Annotated in this window: 17 protein-coding genes; 10 read left to right on the plus strand and 7 right to left on the minus strand. The window is 72.6% G+C overall.

The genetic code is table 11. From position 1 onward, the window contains the following. The first annotated feature begins 64 nt into the window (after window positions 1–64). From DEJ29_RS03310 to DEJ29_RS03325, 4 genes are read left to right on the plus strand one after another with little or no spacing between them, the layout of a single operon-like run. Window positions 65–640 (plus strand): hypothetical protein, encoded by a 576-nt coding sequence (locus tag DEJ29_RS03310; protein WP_146248331.1) that lies wholly within the window; start codon window positions 65–67, stop codon window positions 638–640. Further along, window positions 637–1,284, plus strand: a complete 648-nt coding sequence (gene lepB, locus DEJ29_RS03315; protein ID WP_111094953.1) for a signal peptidase I — start codon at window positions 637–639, stop codon at window positions 1,282–1,284. The genes DEJ29_RS03310 and lepB overlap by 4 nt, the downstream gene beginning before the upstream one ends. Beyond that, window positions 1,281–2,099, plus strand: coding sequence for a helix-turn-helix transcriptional regulator (locus DEJ29_RS03320; RefSeq protein ID WP_146248330.1), 819 nt, complete (start codon window positions 1,281–1,283; stop codon window positions 2,097–2,099). The genes lepB and DEJ29_RS03320 overlap by 4 nt, the downstream gene beginning before the upstream one ends. Before the next feature lie 38 nt (window positions 2,100–2,137). Next, window positions 2,138–2,995, plus strand: coding sequence for a helix-turn-helix domain-containing protein (locus DEJ29_RS03325; RefSeq protein ID WP_111094951.1), 858 nt, complete (start codon window positions 2,138–2,140; stop codon window positions 2,993–2,995). A gap of 41 nt (window positions 2,996–3,036) precedes the next feature. On the opposite strand, the gene DEJ29_RS03330 is transcribed toward DEJ29_RS03325, so the two are convergent. Continuing rightward, window positions 3,037–3,576 (minus strand): MmyB family transcriptional regulator, encoded by a 540-nt coding sequence (locus tag DEJ29_RS03330; protein ID WP_111094950.1) that lies wholly within the window; start codon window positions 3,574–3,576, stop codon window positions 3,037–3,039. Window positions 3,577–3,858: 282 nt separating this feature from the next. Between DEJ29_RS03330 and DEJ29_RS03335 the strand changes: the two genes are divergently transcribed. Both DEJ29_RS03335 and DEJ29_RS03340 read left to right on the plus strand, forming a co-directional pair. Further along, the gene (locus DEJ29_RS03335) at window positions 3,859–4,590 is read left to right on the plus strand and encodes an alpha/beta fold hydrolase (protein WP_111094949.1); all 732 of its coding nucleotides are present in this window, start codon (window positions 3,859–3,861) and stop codon (window positions 4,588–4,590) included. Between the two features lie 81 nt (window positions 4,591–4,671). Then, window positions 4,672–6,291, plus strand: coding sequence for an MFS transporter (locus DEJ29_RS03340; RefSeq protein ID WP_284174037.1), 1,620 nt, complete (start codon window positions 4,672–4,674; stop codon window positions 6,289–6,291). Between the two features lie 39 nt (window positions 6,292–6,330). Here the strand turns inward: DEJ29_RS03340 and DEJ29_RS03345 are convergent, their stop codons facing one another. Beyond that, window positions 6,331–6,648, minus strand: a complete 318-nt coding sequence (locus DEJ29_RS03345; RefSeq protein ID WP_071405843.1) for a hypothetical protein — start codon at window positions 6,646–6,648, stop codon at window positions 6,331–6,333. An 88-nt stretch (window positions 6,649–6,736) separates the two neighbouring features. Here DEJ29_RS03345 and DEJ29_RS03350 point away from each other — a divergent pair, with 88 nt between their 5' ends. Then, a complete protein-coding gene (locus DEJ29_RS03350) occupies window positions 6,737–7,960 on the plus strand; it encodes a PP2C family protein-serine/threonine phosphatase (RefSeq protein ID WP_111094948.1) in 1,224 nt (407 codons plus the stop codon). A gap of 500 nt (window positions 7,961–8,460) precedes the next feature. Here the strand turns inward: DEJ29_RS03350 and DEJ29_RS03355 are convergent, their stop codons facing one another. Beyond that, window positions 8,461–9,330, minus strand: coding sequence for a phosphoribosylaminoimidazolesuccinocarboxamide synthase (locus DEJ29_RS03355; RefSeq protein WP_111094947.1), 870 nt, complete (start codon window positions 9,328–9,330; stop codon window positions 8,461–8,463). Further along, window positions 9,327–10,595: a phosphoribosylamine--glycine ligase gene (purD, locus tag DEJ29_RS03360; protein WP_110864321.1), complete on the minus strand. Its 1,269-nt coding sequence runs from the start codon at window positions 10,593–10,595 to the stop codon at window positions 9,327–9,329. The genes DEJ29_RS03355 and purD overlap by 4 nt, the downstream gene beginning before the upstream one ends. A gap of 57 nt (window positions 10,596–10,652) precedes the next feature. Here purD and DEJ29_RS03365 point away from each other — a divergent pair, with 57 nt between their 5' ends. Continuing rightward, entirely contained in the window at window positions 10,653–11,024 is a 372-nt protein-coding gene (locus tag DEJ29_RS03365; RefSeq protein ID WP_071248502.1) for a sterol carrier family protein, read from the plus strand. Between the two features lie 320 nt (window positions 11,025–11,344). Here DEJ29_RS03365 and DEJ29_RS03370 read toward each other — a convergent pair whose 3' ends face one another. Beyond that, complete coding sequence (locus DEJ29_RS03370; protein ID WP_146248329.1) at window positions 11,345–13,933, minus strand: helix-turn-helix transcriptional regulator; 2,589 nt, start codon at window positions 13,931–13,933, stop codon at window positions 11,345–11,347. Window positions 13,934–14,041: 108 nt separating this feature from the next. On the opposite strand from DEJ29_RS03370, the gene DEJ29_RS03375 reads away from it, so the two are divergent. Further along, window positions 14,042–14,443 carry a hypothetical protein gene (locus DEJ29_RS03375; RefSeq protein ID WP_110858851.1) on the plus strand — a complete coding sequence of 134 codons (402 nt, stop codon included), beginning with the start codon at window positions 14,042–14,044 and terminating at the stop codon, window positions 14,441–14,443. Between the two features lie 145 nt (window positions 14,444–14,588). Here DEJ29_RS03375 and purF read toward each other — a convergent pair whose 3' ends face one another. Continuing rightward, window positions 14,589–16,046, minus strand: a complete 1,458-nt coding sequence (gene purF / locus DEJ29_RS03380; protein WP_027465037.1) for an amidophosphoribosyltransferase — start codon at window positions 16,044–16,046, stop codon at window positions 14,589–14,591. Window positions 16,047–16,119: 73 nt separating this feature from the next. Here purF and purM point away from each other — a divergent pair, with 73 nt between their 5' ends. Then, entirely contained in the window at window positions 16,120–17,235 is a 1,116-nt protein-coding gene (gene purM, locus DEJ29_RS03385) for a phosphoribosylformylglycinamidine cyclo-ligase (RefSeq protein ID WP_110858852.1), read from the plus strand. Between the two features lie 423 nt (window positions 17,236–17,658). Here purM and DEJ29_RS03390 read toward each other — a convergent pair whose 3' ends face one another. Next, complete coding sequence (locus DEJ29_RS03390; protein ID WP_017886249.1) at window positions 17,659–17,877, minus strand: DUF3073 domain-containing protein; 219 nt, start codon at window positions 17,875–17,877, stop codon at window positions 17,659–17,661. Window position 17,878 lies beyond the last annotated feature (1 nt).

Consider the following 17,878-nt stretch of genomic DNA (forward strand, 5'->3'; position numbering starts at 1 on the left):
CGTGTGACCATCGCACCCGGTGTCCTGTCGGCGGACGGCCGACCGCGGGGGCCAAGATGGACGGATGCCACGAACACGACGGCCCTCCCGACCGGGGCGCGGACGCCGCGGCGGTCGCCCGGACCCCCGCGACCTGCCGCTCGAGCACGTCCGCGACCGGATGTCGTCGTACATCTACGGCAACATCACGGTGCTCGCCGTCGCGATCGCGGTGGACCCGGAGCAGATCCACCACGGCGCCGCGGTGGCGACCGTCCTGGCGACCGCGGTGCTCACGTACCTGGCGCACGTGCTCGCGCACCTGGTCGCGCACGGACTCGGCGACGACGGCGAGGAGTCCGCTGCGGACCGCGCTGCGCGGCGCGACTCGGTCGCGACGATCGTCCGGAACGCCAACCCGATCGCGACCTCCGGGCTCATCCCGGCCGTCCTCTACGCGGCGGCGTGGATCGGCTGGCTGCCGGCCGAGTGGGCGCAGATCTCGGCGACCGTGATCCTGGTCGTGCGCATCGGGCTGGTGGGCGTGTTCATGCAGCGGTTCAGTGGCAAGCAGCCGACCTTCCTCGGGCTGTGGGGCGGGATCGTGCTCGCCGCGGTGGCGTTCGTGATCGGTCTCGTCAAGGTGGTGCTGACGCATTGAGTGACCCGCACGCACACACCGGACCCCCCTCCGAACCCACCGCTGCGGACGAGCCGAAGCGCGGCGGGCTGCGGTTCCTGCGCGACCTCGTCATCATCGTCGTCGTGGCGCTGCTGGCGTCGTTCCTGGTCAAGGCGTACCTGGTCCGTTCCTTCTACATCCCCTCGGGCTCGATGCAGAACACGCTGCTCATCGGGGACCGGGTGCTCGTCAACGAGCTCGTGCCCGGGGTCGTCCCGCTGCAGCGCGGTGACGTCGTGGTGTTCCAGGACCCGGGCGGCTGGCTCGGCATGGGCCAGGGCGATGACCTGATCAAGCGCGTCATCGGCCTGCCGGGTGACACGGTGTCGTGCTGCGACGCCCAGGGCCGCCTGTCGGTGAACGGGCACGCGGTGGACGAGCCCTACGTCGTGCTCGAACGCGGGTCGGACCGTGTCGCCGGGAAGGACTTCGAGATCACCGTGCCGAAGGGGCGCATCTGGGTGATGGGCGACAACCGGTACGACTCCGCCGACTCGCGCGTGCACGGCACCGTGCCGGTCGACGACGTCGTGGGGCGGGCCTTCGTGACCACGTGGCCGATCTCGCGGTGGTCGCTGCTGTCCCGGTACGGCGATGAGTGGGACCGGGTCCCGACGCCGTGACCGCTGACGACGAGGGCTTCGGCTACGAGACCGGCGGGGACGACGACCTGTCGATCCACCGGATCGCGACACCGGGCAAGCGGACGGGGACCATCGGTCCACGCCCCGACCACGTCGTGTTCTGGCTCGCCGACGGCCGGGCCAGCCTGACCGCGGACGACGGCGAGCACTGGGAGGTCGGCGCCGAGCGGCCGATGATGCTCTCGGCGTCCGTCGCGTACGGCTTCGAGACCGACGCGACCGCCACGACGCTGCTCCACCTGTCGCCGTCGCTGCTCGGCGACACGGGGGAGTCCTCGGTGTTCGGGCAGCCGGACGCGGCCGATCCCGCACTCGAACCGCTGCGCGCACTGCTGCGCGAGGCCTCCGGGCGCATCCTCGACCCGGCCCTGCCCGCCGACGACCGTGCGGCCCTGAACCGGCGGATCGCGACCGTCGTCCTGTCGACCTTCGCCCGGTCGCGAACGGACGTCGCGGACCGGATGCGGCGGGCGATCGGCTTCGTGCACGACCACGCCGACCGGGTGCTGACGGTGGCGGACGTCGCGGCGGCCTGCGACCTGAGCGAGCGCGGCCTGCAGGACCTGTTCCGCCGTCGACTCGGCGTCACGCCCATGCAGTACCTGCGTGAGGTCCGGCTCGACCGGGTGCACCTGGAGCTGGGTCGGCCGGGTTCCCGCGCGCTGCTCGTCAGCGAGGTCGCGCGGCGGTGGCGGTTCACCCACCTGGGGCGGTTCGCGGCGTACTACCGGGAACGGTTCGGGGAGCCGCCGCACCAGACCATCGCGCGGAGCGGCACACCCGGAGAACGGTAGTTCTCGCGTTCTTTGCGGATTCCGGCTATCCTGCTCGCGTGGATGCGCGACGGTCCGAACTTGGACAGTACCTCCGCGCCCGTCGGGCACTCGTCCAGCCCGAGGACGTCGGCCTCACCCGCGAGCCCGGACGACGAGTGGACGGCCTGCGCCGTGAAGAGGTCGCGCGGCTCGCGGGCATCAGCCCCGAGTACTACCTGCGGCTCGAACGCGGTCGTGACCACCAGCCGTCCGACCAGGTGCTCGTGGCGCTCGGCCGGGCCCTGCGGCTCGACCACGAGGCCGTCGACTACCTGCGCCGACTCGCACATGCCGAACGCCGCCGCCCCGAGGGGGCCGTACCGCCGGGACTCGACGACTCGGTCCGGTCGCTGCTCGCGCAGTGGTCGCACACCCCGGCGTTCGTGATGGACCGCAACCAGGACATCATCCTGTCCAACGCCCTGGCGAGCGCACTCGGCCCCGTCTACATGGAGCCGGGCGCGAACCTCGTCCTGCAGATGTTCTCCGAGGCGTCCCGGCAGCACGCGGCCGAGTGGGACCGCACCGCGCACCGGGTCGTCGCCGCACTCCGGCTGCACGCCGAACCCGAGGACCCCAGACTGCAGGAGATCGTCGGCACCCTGACCCTGCAGGACCCGGACTTCGCCCGCATCTGGGCCCGGCACGACGTCGCGGTGCAGCGCACCGGGGTCTCGCGGCACTGGATCGACCCGATCGGCTGGGTCGAGTTCCGCTGGCAGAACCTCGCGATCCCGGGCAGCTCGCACGTGCTCGTGACCTTCTGGGCCGACCCCGGCACCCCCGCAGCCGCGGCCGTCGCGTACCTCGCCGCGCAGGTGCAGCAGGGCACCGCGCGCCGGGAACCGGTCGCAGGCGAGAGCGCGGTGGGGTAGCCGAGCGGTCGTCGCGGTCGCAGCGGTCGCTGCGCTCGCGGTCAGGCGGTCGTCGCGCCCTCGTCGAGCAGCCCCCGGAGCGTCGTGAGCCGTGCGGCGGACTCCTCGTCCACCGCCGTCCACACCACGAGCACGTGCTCGGGGTCCTCCAGCCGACGCAGCTGCTCCCACCGCAGGTCGATCCGGCCCACGAGCGGGTTCTCGAACGCCGACTCCCCGCGGCGAGTCGGCCGGACCGCTCCGCCGGCCCACTCGGTCGCGAACGTCGTGCTCCGGGCCATCAGCTCGCCCAGGAGCTCCTGGAACCGGTCGTCGGCGTCGTGCTCGTCCAGCGAGTCCCGGAGCATCGCGGCGGTGCGGTGCGCCTCGGCCTCCCAGCCGTCCACCGAGTCCTCGACCCAGGGGTTCAGGAAGGTGAACCGCGCCAGGTTCGTGCCGACGGTGAGGGACGCGGACAGGGCACCGGCGACCCGGTTCGCCGCCACGACGTCCAGGTGGCGGTCGAAGACCACGACCGGTTCGGCGAGCGCGTCCACGAAGTCCTGGGCCGACGTCGTCGTCGTGCCGTCCTCGTGTTCCATGCGATCACGCTAACCGGCCGGGCCGTGGAGCAGGGGGGAGAAGGGGGCCCCGGCGGGGACCCCGTCGCGGAGCCCCCGCCCCGCAGGGGGACCCCGGCACGGTGTGTCCGGCCGTCCGAGGGCACCGTGCGCCGCACCCGGGGCCGCCGGCACGGGCTGTCGTCGCGGGTGACGGGCAACGACAGGGACACGACGACGCAGCACCCCCAGCCCTAGCGTGACGACGCCGGGACCCCCGGTCCCCGCACCACCCCAGACGTTCGTCACGAAGGAGACCCGTACATGGCTGCACCCACCATCGTCCTCGTCCACGGCGCGTTCGCCGACTCCGCCAGCTGGGCACCCGTCACCCGCGAGCTGCTCGACCGCGGCCACACCGTCCTCGTCCCGCCGGTCTACAACCGCAGCCTCGCCGAGGACGCCGCCTCGATCCGCGCCGTCGCCGAGCACGTCGACGGGCCGGTCGTCCTCGCGGGGCACTCGTACGGCGGCGCCGTGATCACCGTCGCCGGCGAGGCCGAGAACGTCGTCGGACTCGTCTACGTCTCCGGCTACGTGCTCGAGGTCGGCGAGAGCCTGGGGCAGCTGCAGGGCGGGTTCCCCGACTCCGACCTCGCCGCGAACCTGGTGTACACGCCGTACCCGGTCGCCGGCGGCGAGGACGGCACCGACGTCTCCGTCGCGATCGACGCGTTCCCGCAGGTCTTCGCCGCCGGGGTCGACCCGCGCGTCGCCGAGGTGCTCGCCGTCTCGCAGCGCCCGCTCTCCGGCGCGGCCTTCGGCGAGCCGGCGTCCGCCGCCGCGTGGAAGACCACCCCCGCGTGGGCAATCGTCTCGTCCGACGACCACACCATCAACCCCGAGGTCGAGCGCTTCGGCTACACCCGCGCCGGCATCACCGACGTGACCGAGCTCGCCGCCCCGCACCTCGTCATGCAGACCCACCCGAAGGACGTCGCCGACGTCATCGAGCGGGCCGTCGCCGCGACCAGCGCGACCGACGCCGCCGCCTGACCCGACCATCCCTGGAGGCGCGGCGTGCGCCCGGCGCACACCGCGCCTCCAGGATGTCCCCGTCCCACCCCAGGAGGTGACGTGACCACGGAACGCACCACCCCAGCACCCCGCGGCGGCGCCCTGGCGCCGCTCGCGATCCCGGTCTTCCGCGCCCTGTGGATCGCGGTGCTGGTGAGCAACATCGGCAGCTGGATGCAGACCGTCGGCGCGCAGTGGCTGCTCGTCGACGAGCACGCCGCACCCGTCGTCGTCGCCCTCGTGCAGACCGCGTCGAGCCTGCCGGTGCTGCTCGTCGGGATCCCCGCCGGGGTGATCGGCGAGTTCGTCGACCGACGGAAGCTGCTCATCGGGGTGCAGGCGTTCCAGGTGGTCGTCGGCGTCGTGATGACCGTGCTCACCGCGACCGGCGACATGACCCCGGCGCTCCTGCTCACCGTCACGTTCCTGCTCGGGACCGCCTCGGCGCTCCAGCTGCCCGCGTACCAGGCGCTCGTGCCCGAGATCGTGCCGCGCGCCGCGATCACCGACGCCGCGGCGCTCAGCTCCGTCGGCGTCAACGTCGCCCGGGCGATCGGACCGGCGCTCGCCGGGGTGGTGATCGCGCAGCTCGGCGTGCCGTTCGTGTTCGCCGCCAACGCGCTGTCGTTCGCGCTCTTCCTGGTGGTGCTCGTCGCCTGGCGCGGCTACCAGCGCCCCGAGACGCGGGCCGAACCGTTCATCGACGCCACCCGCGCCGGGCTGCGGTACGTCCTGCACGCGGCGGTCGTCCGCCGGCTGCTCGTGCAGCTCGCCGTCTTCATGGTGCCCGCGAACGCGCTGTGGGCACTCCTGCCGCTCGTCGCCGACGGCTCGCTCGGCCTGTCCTCCGGCGGGTACGGACTGCTGCTCGCCGCCGTCGGCATCGGGTCCGTCGGCGGGGCGTTCCTGATGCCGGCGGTCCGTGCGCGGCTCGGCATCGGCCGCACGGTCGGCATCGCCTCGGTGGTGTTCGGTGTCTGCACCACCGTCGTCGCGCTCGTCCCCGTGCTGGCGGTCGTCCTCGTCGCGCTGCTGGTCGGCGGGGTGGCCTGGATCGCCGTGGTGACGACGCTGAACGGCACCGTGCAGGCGTTCCTGCCCGCCTGGGTCCGGACCCGCGGGCTCGCCGCCTACCAGCTCGTGCTCTTCGGCTGCACCGCGATCGGCGCGGCGCTCGCCGGCGCGGTCGCAACGCCGCTCGGGGTGATGGGGGTGCTCGCCGGGGCCGGCGTCCTCACCGCGCTCAGCGCCGCAGTGCTGCTCGTGTCCGGGTTCCCGGTGCTCACCGACCGGCAGCGCGCCGTGACGCCGATGCCGTTCGGGGACGAGGTGTTCGTGGCGGACGACCACGGCGCGGCGACGGGGGAGACCCTCGTGCTGCTGCACTGGACGGTCCCTGCGGATGCGGTCGACGAGTTCCGGGCGCGCGCCGAGCGGCTCGGGCGGAGCCGCCGGCGGACCGGTGCCCGTGACTGGAACCTCTACCGCGACGCAGCGACCGGGCCGGACGCCTGGGTCGAGGCGTTCCGGGTGGGGTCGTGGCAGGAGCACGTCGACCAGCACGAGGTCCGGCAGACCGGGGACGACGCGCGGACCCTGCAGTCGGTGCGCGAGGTCGCGGGCGAGCCGCGGGTGGAGCACCTGGTCGCGGAGGGGGTCGGCAGCCCGTCGTCGGGGTGACGGGTGGGGTCAGCGGCCGGTCGTGGTGGCGGGTGGTTGTCAGCAGCCGGTCGTGGTGAGGGTCACCGTCGCGACTGTGCCGTCGGACACCTTGGTCGTCTGCGGGCAGAGGTCGCCGGCGCGGACCGTGACCTTGCCGAGGGGGACGCCCGCGAAGTCGGCCGTGCCGCCCGGGAACACCCGCTGGTGCTCGGAGAGCTTGCCGGTCGAGGCGAACACCTTGACCTCGTAGGGGTGGTCGGCGGCGTTCGACGACACCGTGACCGACACCTGGCCGGTGGAGTCGTGGGCGCCACAGCCGGCGAGGGCCAGGAGCGCGGCCACGCCGAGGACGGTTGCGGGGACGACTCGGAGCACGACGACCAGGGTACGCCGACGCGCCCGACGATCTGCGCCCTCCGGACTGGGGCCAGGCCCTGTCCGTTCAGCGCGTTACCGTGGGAGCATGCAGCCGGAAACCGCGATGTCCGTGCCCGCGCCGACCGGGGCCGATGCCGTCCGGCGAGCGGCCCTGATCGCGGCGCTCGACGTGGTCGACGGTGGCGTCGAGGAACGGTTCGAACGGATCACCCGCATCGCGCGCGAGGCCCTCGGGGTCTCCGGCTCGTTCCTCAACCTGGCCGGCGAGACCACCCTGACGATCAAGTCGCAGCAGAGCGACGACGCCTTCGGGCCGGTCATCCCGCTGCAGGACACCTTCTGCGGACGGACCCTGGGCGAGCAGGGGCCCGTGGTCGTCCCGGATGCCCGCGAGGACGCCCGGTACGCGGACCTGCCGATGGTGCTCGGCGACCCCAACGTCCGGTTCTACGCCGGTGTCGGGCTCCGTGCCGGCGACGACGACCTGAAGGTCGGCACCCTCTGCCTGATCGACCCCGAGCCGCGCACCCTCGACGCCGACGAGCTCGAACTGCTGCAGGAACTCGGCATCTGGGCGGAGCGCGAACTGCTCGCCGGAGCCGACGAGGACCGCCTGCGCACCGTGCTCAACGGCCTGCAGCCGACCGAGGTGCAGGTTCCCGGGTACCGGATCACGGGGATGTCGATCCCGCACGGACTCGTCTCCGGCGACTTCCACGACTGGCACCGCTCCGGCGAGGACTCGATCCACCTGACCGTGTCCGACGTCATGGGCAAGGGGATGTCCGCCGGGCTCCTCGCCGCGAACATCCGCGGAGGCCTGCTCGCCCGCGGCGACCAGGACCCGGGCGTCGCCGTCGCCGAGCTCGAGGCGCAGGTCGCCCCCGAGCTCAGCCGCGCCGAGTCCTTCGCGACGATGTTCCATGGTCGGCTGACCCCGTCCACCGGACGCCTCGACTTCGCCGACGCCGGCCACGGGCTCGTGCTGCAGCTCCGTGACGACGGTGCCGAGCGGATCCTGCGGTCGTCGGACCTGCCGATCGGGCTGCACCCCGCCGGGATGCCCCGCGCCGCCGGGTCGCTCGTGCTCCGGCCCGGTGACGTGCTCATCGTCGTGACCGACGGCGCGCTCGAGCTCTGGGACTCCACGCTCGCGTCGCTGTCGGAGCTGGGGTCGCTGTACCGGGAGTCCCCGGACGTCGAGACGTTCCTGCAGCGGGTGCGCGCACGCGTCGCCGAGCACGACCCGGGCGACGACCTGACCGTCGTCGTGGTGGCGCGCGACGCCGTCGAGGCGCTCGAGGCCTGACCGGTCGAGAACTGTCGGCTGGCTCGTCGACGGTCACGCGGCGAGGGGTCGCCGGCCGAGTGGTCGCGACGTGTCGTGCGTGGGCCGCCGAGTGGTCACGAACTGTCGGTTGGTGGGGCCTCGGCCGACGGTTCGTGACCGCCCGACGGACGTGAGCGGGGTGTCGTGACCGTCCGGCCGGCGACGGGCGTCACGCGGCGAGTGGTCGCGACGTGTCGTGGGTGGGCCGCCGGGTGGTCACGAACTGTCGGTTGGTGGGGCCTCGGCCGACGGTTCGTGACCGTTCGCCGGACGTGAGCGGGGTGTCGTGACCGTCCGGCCGGCGACGGGCGTCACGCGGCGAGTGGTCGCGACGTGTCGTGCGTGGGGCGCCGGGTGGTCGCGAACTGTCGGTTGGCGGGGCCTCGGCCGACGGTTCGTGACCGCCCGACGGACGTGAGCGGGGTGTCGTGACCGTCCGGGCCACGCCACGCCACACCACGCGCCGGCCGGGCGCGGCGTCAGGCGCCGAGGCGCTCGATCAGCTCGGCGTAGCGCGCAGCCGTGCGCTCGACGATCTCGTCCGGGAGCACCGGCGGCGTGCCCTGGCGGTCCCAGTGCGCGCTGAGCCAGTCCCGCACGATCTGCTTGTCGAACGAGTCGGTGCGGTCGGCGGAGCGGGCGTCCCAGTAGCGGCTGGAGTCGCTCGTCAGGACCTCGTCGGCGATGCGGATCCGGCCGGTGGCGTCCTGCCCGAACTCGAACTTGGTGTCGGCGATGACGACGTCCCGCTCGAGCGCGATGGCAGCGGCCTCGGTGTAGACGTGCAGCGAGAGCTCGCGCAGGGTTGACGCGGTCTCGGCACCGACCAGGTCGACGGTCTGCTCGTACGAGATGTTCTCGTCGTGCTCGCCCTGGGCCGCCTTGTACGCCGGCGTGTAGATCGGTTCCGGCAGGCGGTCACCGTTGGAGAGCCCCGCGGGGAGCGCGACGCCGCACACGCTGCCGGTCTCCTGGTACTCGGCCCAGCCGCTGCCGACCAGGTACCCGCGCACGACGCACTCGACGGGGAACATCGTGAGCGGCATGACGTGCATGGACCGTGCCTCGACCTCGGCCGGGACGGGGGTGCCACCGGAGGACGGGCCGATGATGTGGTTCGGGACGTCGCTCAGCTGGGTGAACCAGAACCGCGACAGGCGGGTCAGCAGTTCGCCCTTGCCCGGGATCGGCGGCTCGAGCGCGAAGTCGTACGCGCTGACCCGGTCCGAGGCGACGAGCAGCAGCTCGGACGCGCTCGCCAGGTCGGCGGTGCCCTCGGGCACGTAGAGCTCGCGGACCTTGCCGGACGAGACGTGCCGCCAGCCGGCGATCGGCGCGGGGGCGCTCACTTCGCGACCTTCGCGGCGATGTCGGTGCGGAACTGCGCGCCCTCGAGCGTGATGTCGCCGAGCCCGGCGTAGGCACGCTCACGGGCCTGGGCGAAGTCGGACCCGGTCGCCACGACGCTGAGCACCCGGCCACCCGTGGCGACGAGCGTGTCGTCGAGGACGCCGGTGGCGGCGTGCGCGACCGAGACGCCGTCGCGGGCGTTCGCGTCGTCGATGCCGGTGATCGGTCGACCGGTCTGCGGGTTCTCCGGGTAGCCCTCGCTCGCCAGGACGACGGTCACGGCGACCTCGTCGCGGAACACGGGCGCGGGCACGGCACCGAGCTGCCCGGTGGCGGCAGCCAGCAGGAGTTCGCTGAGCGGCGTGGCCAGGCGGGGGAGCACGACCTGCGTCTCCGGGTCACCGAAGCGCGCGTTGAACTCGATCACGCGGACGCCCTGCTCGGTGACGATGAGGCCGCAGTACAGGAGTCCGACGAACGGCGTGCCCTCGTGCTCGAGACGACGGACGGTCGGCAGCGCGACGAGCTCGGTGACCTCGTCGACGAAGGCCTGCTCGGACGGCCAGCGGTCGGCGAGCCACGGCAGCGGCGAGTACGCGCCCATGCCGCCCGTGTTCGGTCCGAGGTCGCCGTCGGCCAGGCGCTTGTAGTCCTGCGCGGGGCTGAGCGCGCGGACGTCGTGCCCGTCGCTCAGGAAGAACAACGAGACCTCTTCGCCGTCGAGGAACTCCTCGACCACGACGTGTCCGTGCTGGAGCCAGTAGGTGGCGTGGTCGATCGCGGCCTGGCGGTCGTCGGTCACGAGCACGCCCTTGCCGGCGGCGAGCCCGTCGGCCTTGACCACGTACGGAGCGCCGAGCTCGTCGATCGCGGCGACGGCTTCGTCCGCCGTGCCCGCGTAGACCGGACGCCCGGTGGGCACACCGGCTTCGCCCATGATCCGCTTGGCGAACGCCTTCGAGCCCTCGAGCTGCGCGGCGGCCTTGCCCGGCCCGAACACCGGGATGCCGCGGGTGCGCACCGGGTCGGCCACGCCGGCGATGAGCGGGGCCTCTGGGCCCACGACGACGAGCTCGACGTCGTTCTCGATGGCGTACTCGGCGACGAGCGCACCGTTGGTGGGGTCGAGGGAGACGGTCTCGACGTCGGCGGCGATGCCGGCGTTGCCGGGCGCTGCCGTGATGACGTGACCCGCATGCTCAGCGAGGAGGGCCGTGATGATCGCGTGCTCGCGGGCACCGGAACCGAGGACGAGGATTCGCACCCGATCACCCTACCCAGCCCGACTCGCCGCCCGCGATGCGAGGGCTAGCCTGTGGAGATGCCACCCAGGAGGATCGAGGACGCCGACGGGCGCGCGGCACTGGCCGCCGTGCGCCGTGGGGAGACGGCCCGACCGGCCGTCGCGACCGCGGTTCGTTGGACGTTGCAGTGCCTGGCGGACGAGGTCCCGGGCAACAGCGTCGAGGTGCGGGTGCCGCCGTTCGCCGCCGTCCAGGCCGTGCCCGGACCCCGGCACACCCGTGGCACGCCGCCGAACGTGGTCGAGACCGACGCCACCACGTGGCTGGCACTCGCGTCCGGCGAGCTGACCTGGGCCGAGGCGGTCGCGCAGTCGCGCGTCAGTGCCTCGGGCTCGCGCGCCGACCTGACGGCGTTCCTGCCGGTCCGGCTGCCTGCCCCTGGCGCCTGACCCTGCGAGCCGCCAGCACCGATCCGCCAGCACCGATCCGCCGGCACCGAGCCGCCGCGGCGAAAGCGCCTGCGGAGAACTCCCGCGCGAATTAGGTAGTGCCTACCGATGCGCTCGCATCGACCGGGTTCCTAAGCTTGAAGTCGCCGGGATTCGGACCCGACCCGAACGGGTCCGAACCCGGCGACAGGCACCAAGGTACGCGATGTTCCACACAACGTGTCAATCGCAGCGGCGCGTCGTGCTGCAATCCGCAACGTTCTTGCGTGCGCGACAGCCGACGCGGAACGCGGAGTCGGCCGCGCCGAGTACCGAGCAGCTCAGAGCAGCTCGCTGAGCTCCGACCGCGCGTGCAGGTCCCACTTCGCGAAGACACGCGACAGGTGCGCGTCGATCGTCCGCGTCGAGAGCCCGAGGGACTCCGCGATCCGCCGGTTGCTCAGCCCCTGCGCGGCGAGTTCGGCGACCTCGTACTCGCGCTTCGTCAGCGGCGGTTTCGAGTGTCCCGCGGTCACGGAGATGCCGTGTGCCGCGAGCAGTCCCTGCGCCGCGATCACCCGCGTCCGGTCGCCGGCGCGCACGGCGTCGGCGTACTCGATCACCGCGGCGGCGAGGGGCCCGTCGACGCGGGTGGCGGCCTCGCGCATCCGCTCGAGCGAGCCGGTCGAGTCGCGCCCCTGCGCCATGCCGACCGCGTGGTGCAGGGCGTACCCGTACATCACGTGCGTCCACGAGCCGTTCGCCGTGCTGCGTTCGATGATCTCGTCGGCGTGCTGCAGTCCGACCGGGTTGCCGAGCACGGCCTCGGTCCAGGCGATCGACACGGCGACCTGCTCGCCGGTGATGCGCATCGCCCGTTGCGGGGTGGTCCGGGCTCGTTCGAGCGCGCTGGCGGCTGCTTCCGGGCGTCCGCCGTACGCGAGCGCCAGGGCCAGCCGCGCCCAGGGGTAGGCCGCGAACCCGCCGTGGTCGGCGATGTCGTACCGCTCGCACGCCGCCGAGAACGCGGCGACGGCGTCGTCCCAGCGGCGCTGTGCGATCGCCAGGTTGCCCTGGCCGATGAGCTCGAGCGTGAAGTCGTACTTCAGGTAGGGGCTGGACCGACCCGCGGGCACCTCGATGATCAGGTCGTCCAGGTCGCCGCGCCACATCTGCACCTGGTGCAGGACGGAGGAGTTCTCCCCGACGCTCCAGGGCGCTGCCTCGACGTGGGCCACGGCGGTGGCCAGGGCGCGGTGGCCGAGCGCGGACGCGTCGTCCAGCCGGCCGGCGGTCGCCAACGCCATCACGGCACAGGGGGCGACGGCGAGGAACGACATCGGCATCGTCGGGGCGTCCACGATGCCGCTGCGCTCGATCTCGGCCCGGACCTCGGCGAAGTCCCCGCCCCAGCCCTGGTGCGCCATCCGCAGCAACCGCAGTCGCTCGACGGCCTCGTCGGACACGACCAGGCGCGTGGCGGCATCGGTCAGGGCGACCGCCGCCGTGACGTCGTCGTCGTGGAACTGGCGGATGTTCGCCAGGGTCTCGCACGCTTCGATGACGGCCTCGTCGGTGACGTCGCCGACGTGCCGCTTCGCCACGCCCCAGGCGGCTTCGGCGTCGGCGCGGCCGGCTTCACGGCCGTCCGAGTACGAGTACGCCAGCGAGCGGAGGCAGTGCGCCGCGACCTGCTCGGTCGGGGTGAGTGTCGTGCGGAGCGCTGCCGAAGCCAGGGCGATCCCGCTCTCGTGCTCCTGCAGCCGCACGGCGACCTGCGCCGCGTCGAGCAGCTGGTCGACCGACGGCAGGACCCCGCACTCGAGCGACCACAGTGCGGCACGCAGGCGAGCGGCGGGCGGTGCGCCCTCGGGCCGATCGGTGCGGAAGGCGTTGGCGCGCGCGAAGAGTGCCGTTCGCCGGGCCACCGGCACCAGGGTGCGGATGACCTCGCCGACGAGCGGGTGCGACGGCCGGACGACCGCGGCACCGTCGTCGAGCGAGTCGATGCGGACCAGGCCGAGCGCGACGACCCGGTCGACGTCCCCGCCGGTCACCAGGCCGAGCAGGCGGGCGAGCGGGATCGGGTCGGCGAGGGCGACGATGTCGACGACGTCGCGCAGGTCCTCCGGCAGCGACCCGAGTTCGGTGCGGTACATGTCCGCGAGGCTGTCCGACGCGGTCACGCGCCCGCGCCAGTACCACCCGGTCGCGGTGTGGTCGAGGGCGCCGGAGACCCGCGCCGCACGGACCACCTCGCGCAGGTACAGCGGGTTGCCGGCGGTGGCGCGGTGGACGCGCTCGGCCGAGGCGTTCTCGAGCGGCGAGCCCAGCGCCTCGGCCACGAGCGCCGCGGTCTCGTGCAGCGCCAGGGGCTGCAGGTCGATGCGCTCGAGCAGGTCGTCCTGCCACAGCGCGCGGAGCGGCTCGGGGAGCGCCGTGAAGTCGCGGCAGGTCAGGACGAGCCGAGCACCCTGCCGGCGGACCAGCCAGGCGACGTACCGCGCGGAGATCGCGTCGAGGTGGTCGGCGTCGTCCACGCGGAGCAGGACGTCGCGGTCGACGAGGTCCTCGATCGCACGGAAGCGCTGCTCGGCGCCGGTGTCGTCGGACAGCTCCGAGATGGACGCCGGCAACTCGCCGAAGCGCTCGGCGACGGCGCCGAAGGGCATCGACCGGCTCGCGGCGACCGCCGTGATCGGCACGACGACGGTGCGGCCGGTGCCGTCGCGACCGGCGACGCGGTCGGTGACCCGCGCCGCAGCGGTGCTCTTGCCGATGCCGGGGGCACCGACGAGCGCGACGCTCCATCGGTGCTCGGCGACGACGGCGACGGCGCGGTCCTCTTCCGCGCGCTGTGCGACGGGCCAGGCCACGCGGGCGGGGGCGGCCGGTCGGCGTCGGCGGGCGGGTGCGGTTCGTTCACGCATCCGACACACCTCCTCCGCTTGGGATACCGACCAGTAGCGACCATCCTCTCCCGGATCGGTCGCCGCGCACAGGCCGCGGGACGTCCCACAGTGGGGGACAATGGACGGGTGAGCAACACCGATCAACCCGACGAGCAGCCGCTCCCCACGCCGGCACCGGCTCCCAGCGCGGTCGCCAGCCCCGACGAGGTCACCATCCGCCGTGCACCGAAGTTCGGCGTGTTCATCGTCGGCGGTGCCGTGCTCGGGTTCCTCGCGACCCTCGTCGTGGTCGCTCTCACCATGAACCTCGGCGGCCAGCGGGACCAGACCAGCTTCGGCAGCCTGGTCGGCTACTTCAGCCTGTGGGGCGTCACGATCGGCGCCTTCGTCGGTGCGGTCGTCGCCGTCGTGTTCGACCGGGTCTACGCCCGGCGGTCGGCCCGCCTGACGGCGGAGCGCGTCGAGGTCGAACTGCCGCCCGAGACGGTCGACGGTGAGCTCGACGACCACGGTGACCAGCGGCCGTAGCCGCCCCCGACCAACGGACTGGAGGCCCGGTGCCAGCTGGCACCGTCCCTCCAGGCACGGCCGTCACCCCGCTGGCGCGGTGCGCCGGTACCGGCTGGTGGGGCCCACCTCCCGTCCGTCTGGTGGTCGCGATGGCGACCCCCACTCAGCTGAGCTGGTTCGCCTCGACCCAGGACAGGTACTCCGGGCTCACGGTGCCCGTGACGTACTCGCCGGTGAAGCAGCTCATCTCGAGGTCGGTCACGTCCGAGCCCTCGATGATGGCGTCGCGCATGTCCCCGACCTCCTGGTAGATCAGGTGGTCGCTGCCGAGCACGCGGTTGATCTCCGGGATCTTCCGGTCGTGCGCGATGAGCTCCGCACGCGTCGGCATGTTGATGCCGTAGACGTGCGGGAACCGGACAGGGGGAGCGGCGCTCGTGAACGTGACCTCGTTCGCGCCGGCGGCCCGGGCCATCTCGACGATCTCGCGGCTCGTGGTGCCGCGGACGATCGAGTCGTCGACGATCAGGATGTTCTTGCCCTTGAACTCGGACGACATCGCGTTGAGCTTCTGGCGCACCGAACGCTTGCGCTCCGCCTGCCCCGGCATGATGAAGGTGCGGCCGACGTAGCGGTTCTTGTAGAAGCCCTCGCGGTACTCGATGCCGAGCTTCCGGGCGACCTGCATGGCCGCCGGACGGCTCGAGTCCGGGATCGGCATGACCACGTCGATGTCACCGGTCGGCGCGTACTGCTCGATGGTGTCGGCGAGGCGGTTGCCGAGGCGCAGACGCGCGTCGTAGACCGAGATGCCGTTCATCACCGAGTCGGGACGCGCCAGGTAGACGTACTCGAACGAGCACGGCACCAGGCGCGGGTTCTTCGCGCACTGGCGGGCGTGCATCTGGCCGTTCATCTCGATGAAGACGGCCTCGCCCGGAGCGATGTCGCGGACGATCTCGTAGCCGCCGGACTCGAGCACGAGCGACTCGCTCGCGACGACCCACTCCGGCTGCCCGGCCTCGTCGAACTTGTGGCCGAGGATCAGCGGGCGGATGCCGAACGGGTCACGGAAGGCCAGCAGCCCGTGCCCGGCGATGGTCGCGATCGTGGCGTAGGAGCCCTCGACCCGCTCGTGCACGCGCTCGACGGCGTCGAAGACCTGACCCGGGTCGAGGTTCGCGCCGCGGACCTGGCCCTGCAGCTCGTGCGCCAGCACGTTCACCAGGAGCTCGGTGTCACTCGTCGTGTTCAGGTGACGACGGTCGATGTCGAACAGTTCACGCGTGAGTTCCCGCGTGTTGGTGAGGTTGCCGTTGTGGACGAGGACGATGCCGTACGGCGCGTTCACGTAGAACGGCTGGGCTTCTTCTTCGTTCGTCGCGGCGCCCTTGGTGGCGTAGCGGACGTGTCCGAGCCCCATGGTGCCGAGGAGGGCACGCATGTCGCGGGTGCGGAACGCCTCGCGCACGTGCCCGCGGGTCTTGTGCATGTGGTGCACGTGACCCTCGACCGTGGCGATGCCCGTCGAGTCCTGCCCGCGGTGCTGCAGGAGGAGCAGTGCGTCGTAGATGGATTGGTTGGCGGGGCCCTGCGCAACAAGGCCGACGATGCCGCACATTCGCGGGTGTGCTCCAGACCGTAGAATCGGGGGGTACCGAACAAGTCTGCCATGTCACCGCGAAGGACTCCGCATGCCCAACCCGTACGCCGAAGCCGGAGTGGACACCGCTGCCGGTGACCTGGCCGTCGAACTGATGAAGTCCGCGGTCGCGGCCACCCACAACGCCTCGGTCCTCGGTGGCGTCGGTGGGTTCGCCGGGCTCTACGACGTCTCGTTCCTGAAGGACTTCTCACACCCGTTGCTCGCGACCTCGACCGACGGCGTCGGCACCAAGGTCGCCATCGCGCAGGCGATCGACAAGCACGACACCATCGGGCAGGACCTGGTCGGCATGGTCGTCGACGACATCGTCGTGGTGGGCGCGAAGCCGCTGTTCATGACCGACTACATCGCCTGCGGCCGAGTGGTGCCGGGCCGGATCGCCGACATCGTCGCCGGCATCGCCCGCGGCTGCTCGGAGACCGGCACCGCCCTGGTCGGCGGCGAGACCGCCGAGCACCCGGGGCTGCTCGGCCCGGACGACTACGACGTGGCCGGTGCGGCGACGGGTGTCGTCGAGGCCGACGCGCAGCTCGGCGCACACCTGGTGCAGGACGGCGACGTGGTCCTGGCGATCGAGTCGTCGGGCCTGCACTCCAACGGGTACTCGCTCGTGCGGCACATCCTGGCGTCGCGGGGCGTCGGCTTCACGGACCAGCTGCCCGAGCTGAGCGGCGTCGGGTTCGGCGGCGCGGTCTCCGTCGGCGAGGCCCTGCTCGAGCCGACCCGCCTGTACACCGCACCGCTCCTGGCACTGCTCGAGCAGCACCCGGGCGCTGTGCACTCGCTCTCGCACGTGACCGGGGGTGGCATCGCCGCGAACCTGGCGCGCGTGCTGCCCGTCGGCTCCTGGGTCGAGGTCGACCGTTCCACCTGGCAGCCGCTCCCGGTGTTCCGGGTCCTGGCCGACATGGCCGGCACCCCGATCGAGGACACCGAGGGCACCTGGAACCTGGGCATCGGCATGTTCGCCGTCGTCTCGGCCGGGGCTGCCGCCGAGGTCATCGCCTCACTCGGTGCCGCCGGCATGCCCACGTGGCCCGTCGGCACGATCGCCACGTCCGCACGGGACCTGACCGGGTTCGAGCAGGGCGCCAAGGGTGTCGACGGCGGCGCGGTCCGGCTCGTCGGGAGCTACGCGGGCTGACCCGCCGGGCGGCTGCGGGCAGGCGGCTCCGGCTCCGCCGCGCAGTGGTGCGCCGCGCCGTGGTGCGTGCGGTGAGTGGTCACGAACCGTCGTTCGGCTGGCCTGCAGCCGACGCTTCGTGACCGCTCGGCATCACTCCCGCGGGGAGTCGTGACCACTCGGGCGCGGTGCCGGGCGCGGGACTCGGGCAGCCTTTCCCGTACCGCCGGTGTTTCGTGTGCCGGGGACTCGCCATGGTGCCTGCGGCGGGTGGTCACGAACCGTCGCCTGGCGGGCCTGCATCCGACGGTTCTCGACCGCTCGGCGTCGTGCGCACGGTGAGTCGTGACCACTCGAGGCCGGGAACCGAGCGCGCCGACGAATGTCCGGGCACGCGGAAACGCCGCGCTGCCCGAGGGCTGCGCGGCGTGACTGCGAGAGAGGTCAGGCGGACTTGTTCTGGTCTGCCTGGGTCTCGAACTCGTCTTCGTCTTCCGCCGGTTCCGGACCGTACTGGTCCGCCCAACGGTCGACGTAGTTCTCGTCGGAGTGTTGTCCGGCGGAGAGCTCCTGCTCGAGCGCACCGTAGTTCGTCTGCGGGCTGAAGTACTTCAGCTCACGGGCGACCTTGGTGTGCTTCGCCTTCTGACGGCCGCGCCCCATG

It is taken from the genome of Curtobacterium sp. MCPF17_021 (assembly GCF_003234605.2).
GTDB classification, from domain to species: Bacteria; Actinomycetota; Actinomycetes; order Actinomycetales; family Microbacteriaceae; genus Curtobacterium; species Curtobacterium flaccumfaciens.

What these genes read in the sequence shown, in the direction of transcription:
- DEJ29_RS03350 (WP_111094948.1), top strand. Translation starts at nt 6,737, where the DNA reads ATGCAGCCGGAAACCGCGATGTCCGTGCCCGCGCCGACCGGGGCCGAT.
- purF (WP_027465037.1), bottom strand. Translation starts at nt 16,046, where the DNA reads ATGTGCGGCATCGTCGGCCTTGTTGCGCAGGGCCCCGCCAACCAATCC.
- DEJ29_RS03330 (WP_111094950.1), bottom strand. Translation starts at nt 3,576, where the DNA reads ATGGAACACGAGGACGGCACGACGACGACGTCGGCCCAGGACTTCGTG.
- DEJ29_RS03390 (WP_017886249.1), bottom strand. Translation starts at nt 17,877, where the DNA reads ATGGGGCGCGGCCGTCAGAAGGCGAAGCACACCAAGGTCGCCCGTGAG.
- purM (WP_110858852.1), top strand. Translation starts at nt 16,120, where the DNA reads ATGCCCAACCCGTACGCCGAAGCCGGAGTGGACACCGCTGCCGGTGAC.
- DEJ29_RS03335 (WP_111094949.1), top strand. Translation starts at nt 3,859, where the DNA reads ATGGCTGCACCCACCATCGTCCTCGTCCACGGCGCGTTCGCCGACTCC.
- DEJ29_RS03370 (WP_146248329.1), bottom strand. Translation starts at nt 13,933, where the DNA reads ATGCGTGAACGAACCGCACCCGCCCGCCGACGCCGACCGGCCGCCCCC.
- DEJ29_RS03365 (WP_071248502.1), top strand. Translation starts at nt 10,653, where the DNA reads ATGCCACCCAGGAGGATCGAGGACGCCGACGGGCGCGCGGCACTGGCC.
- DEJ29_RS03310 (WP_146248331.1), top strand. Translation starts at nt 65, where the DNA reads ATGCCACGAACACGACGGCCCTCCCGACCGGGGCGCGGACGCCGCGGC.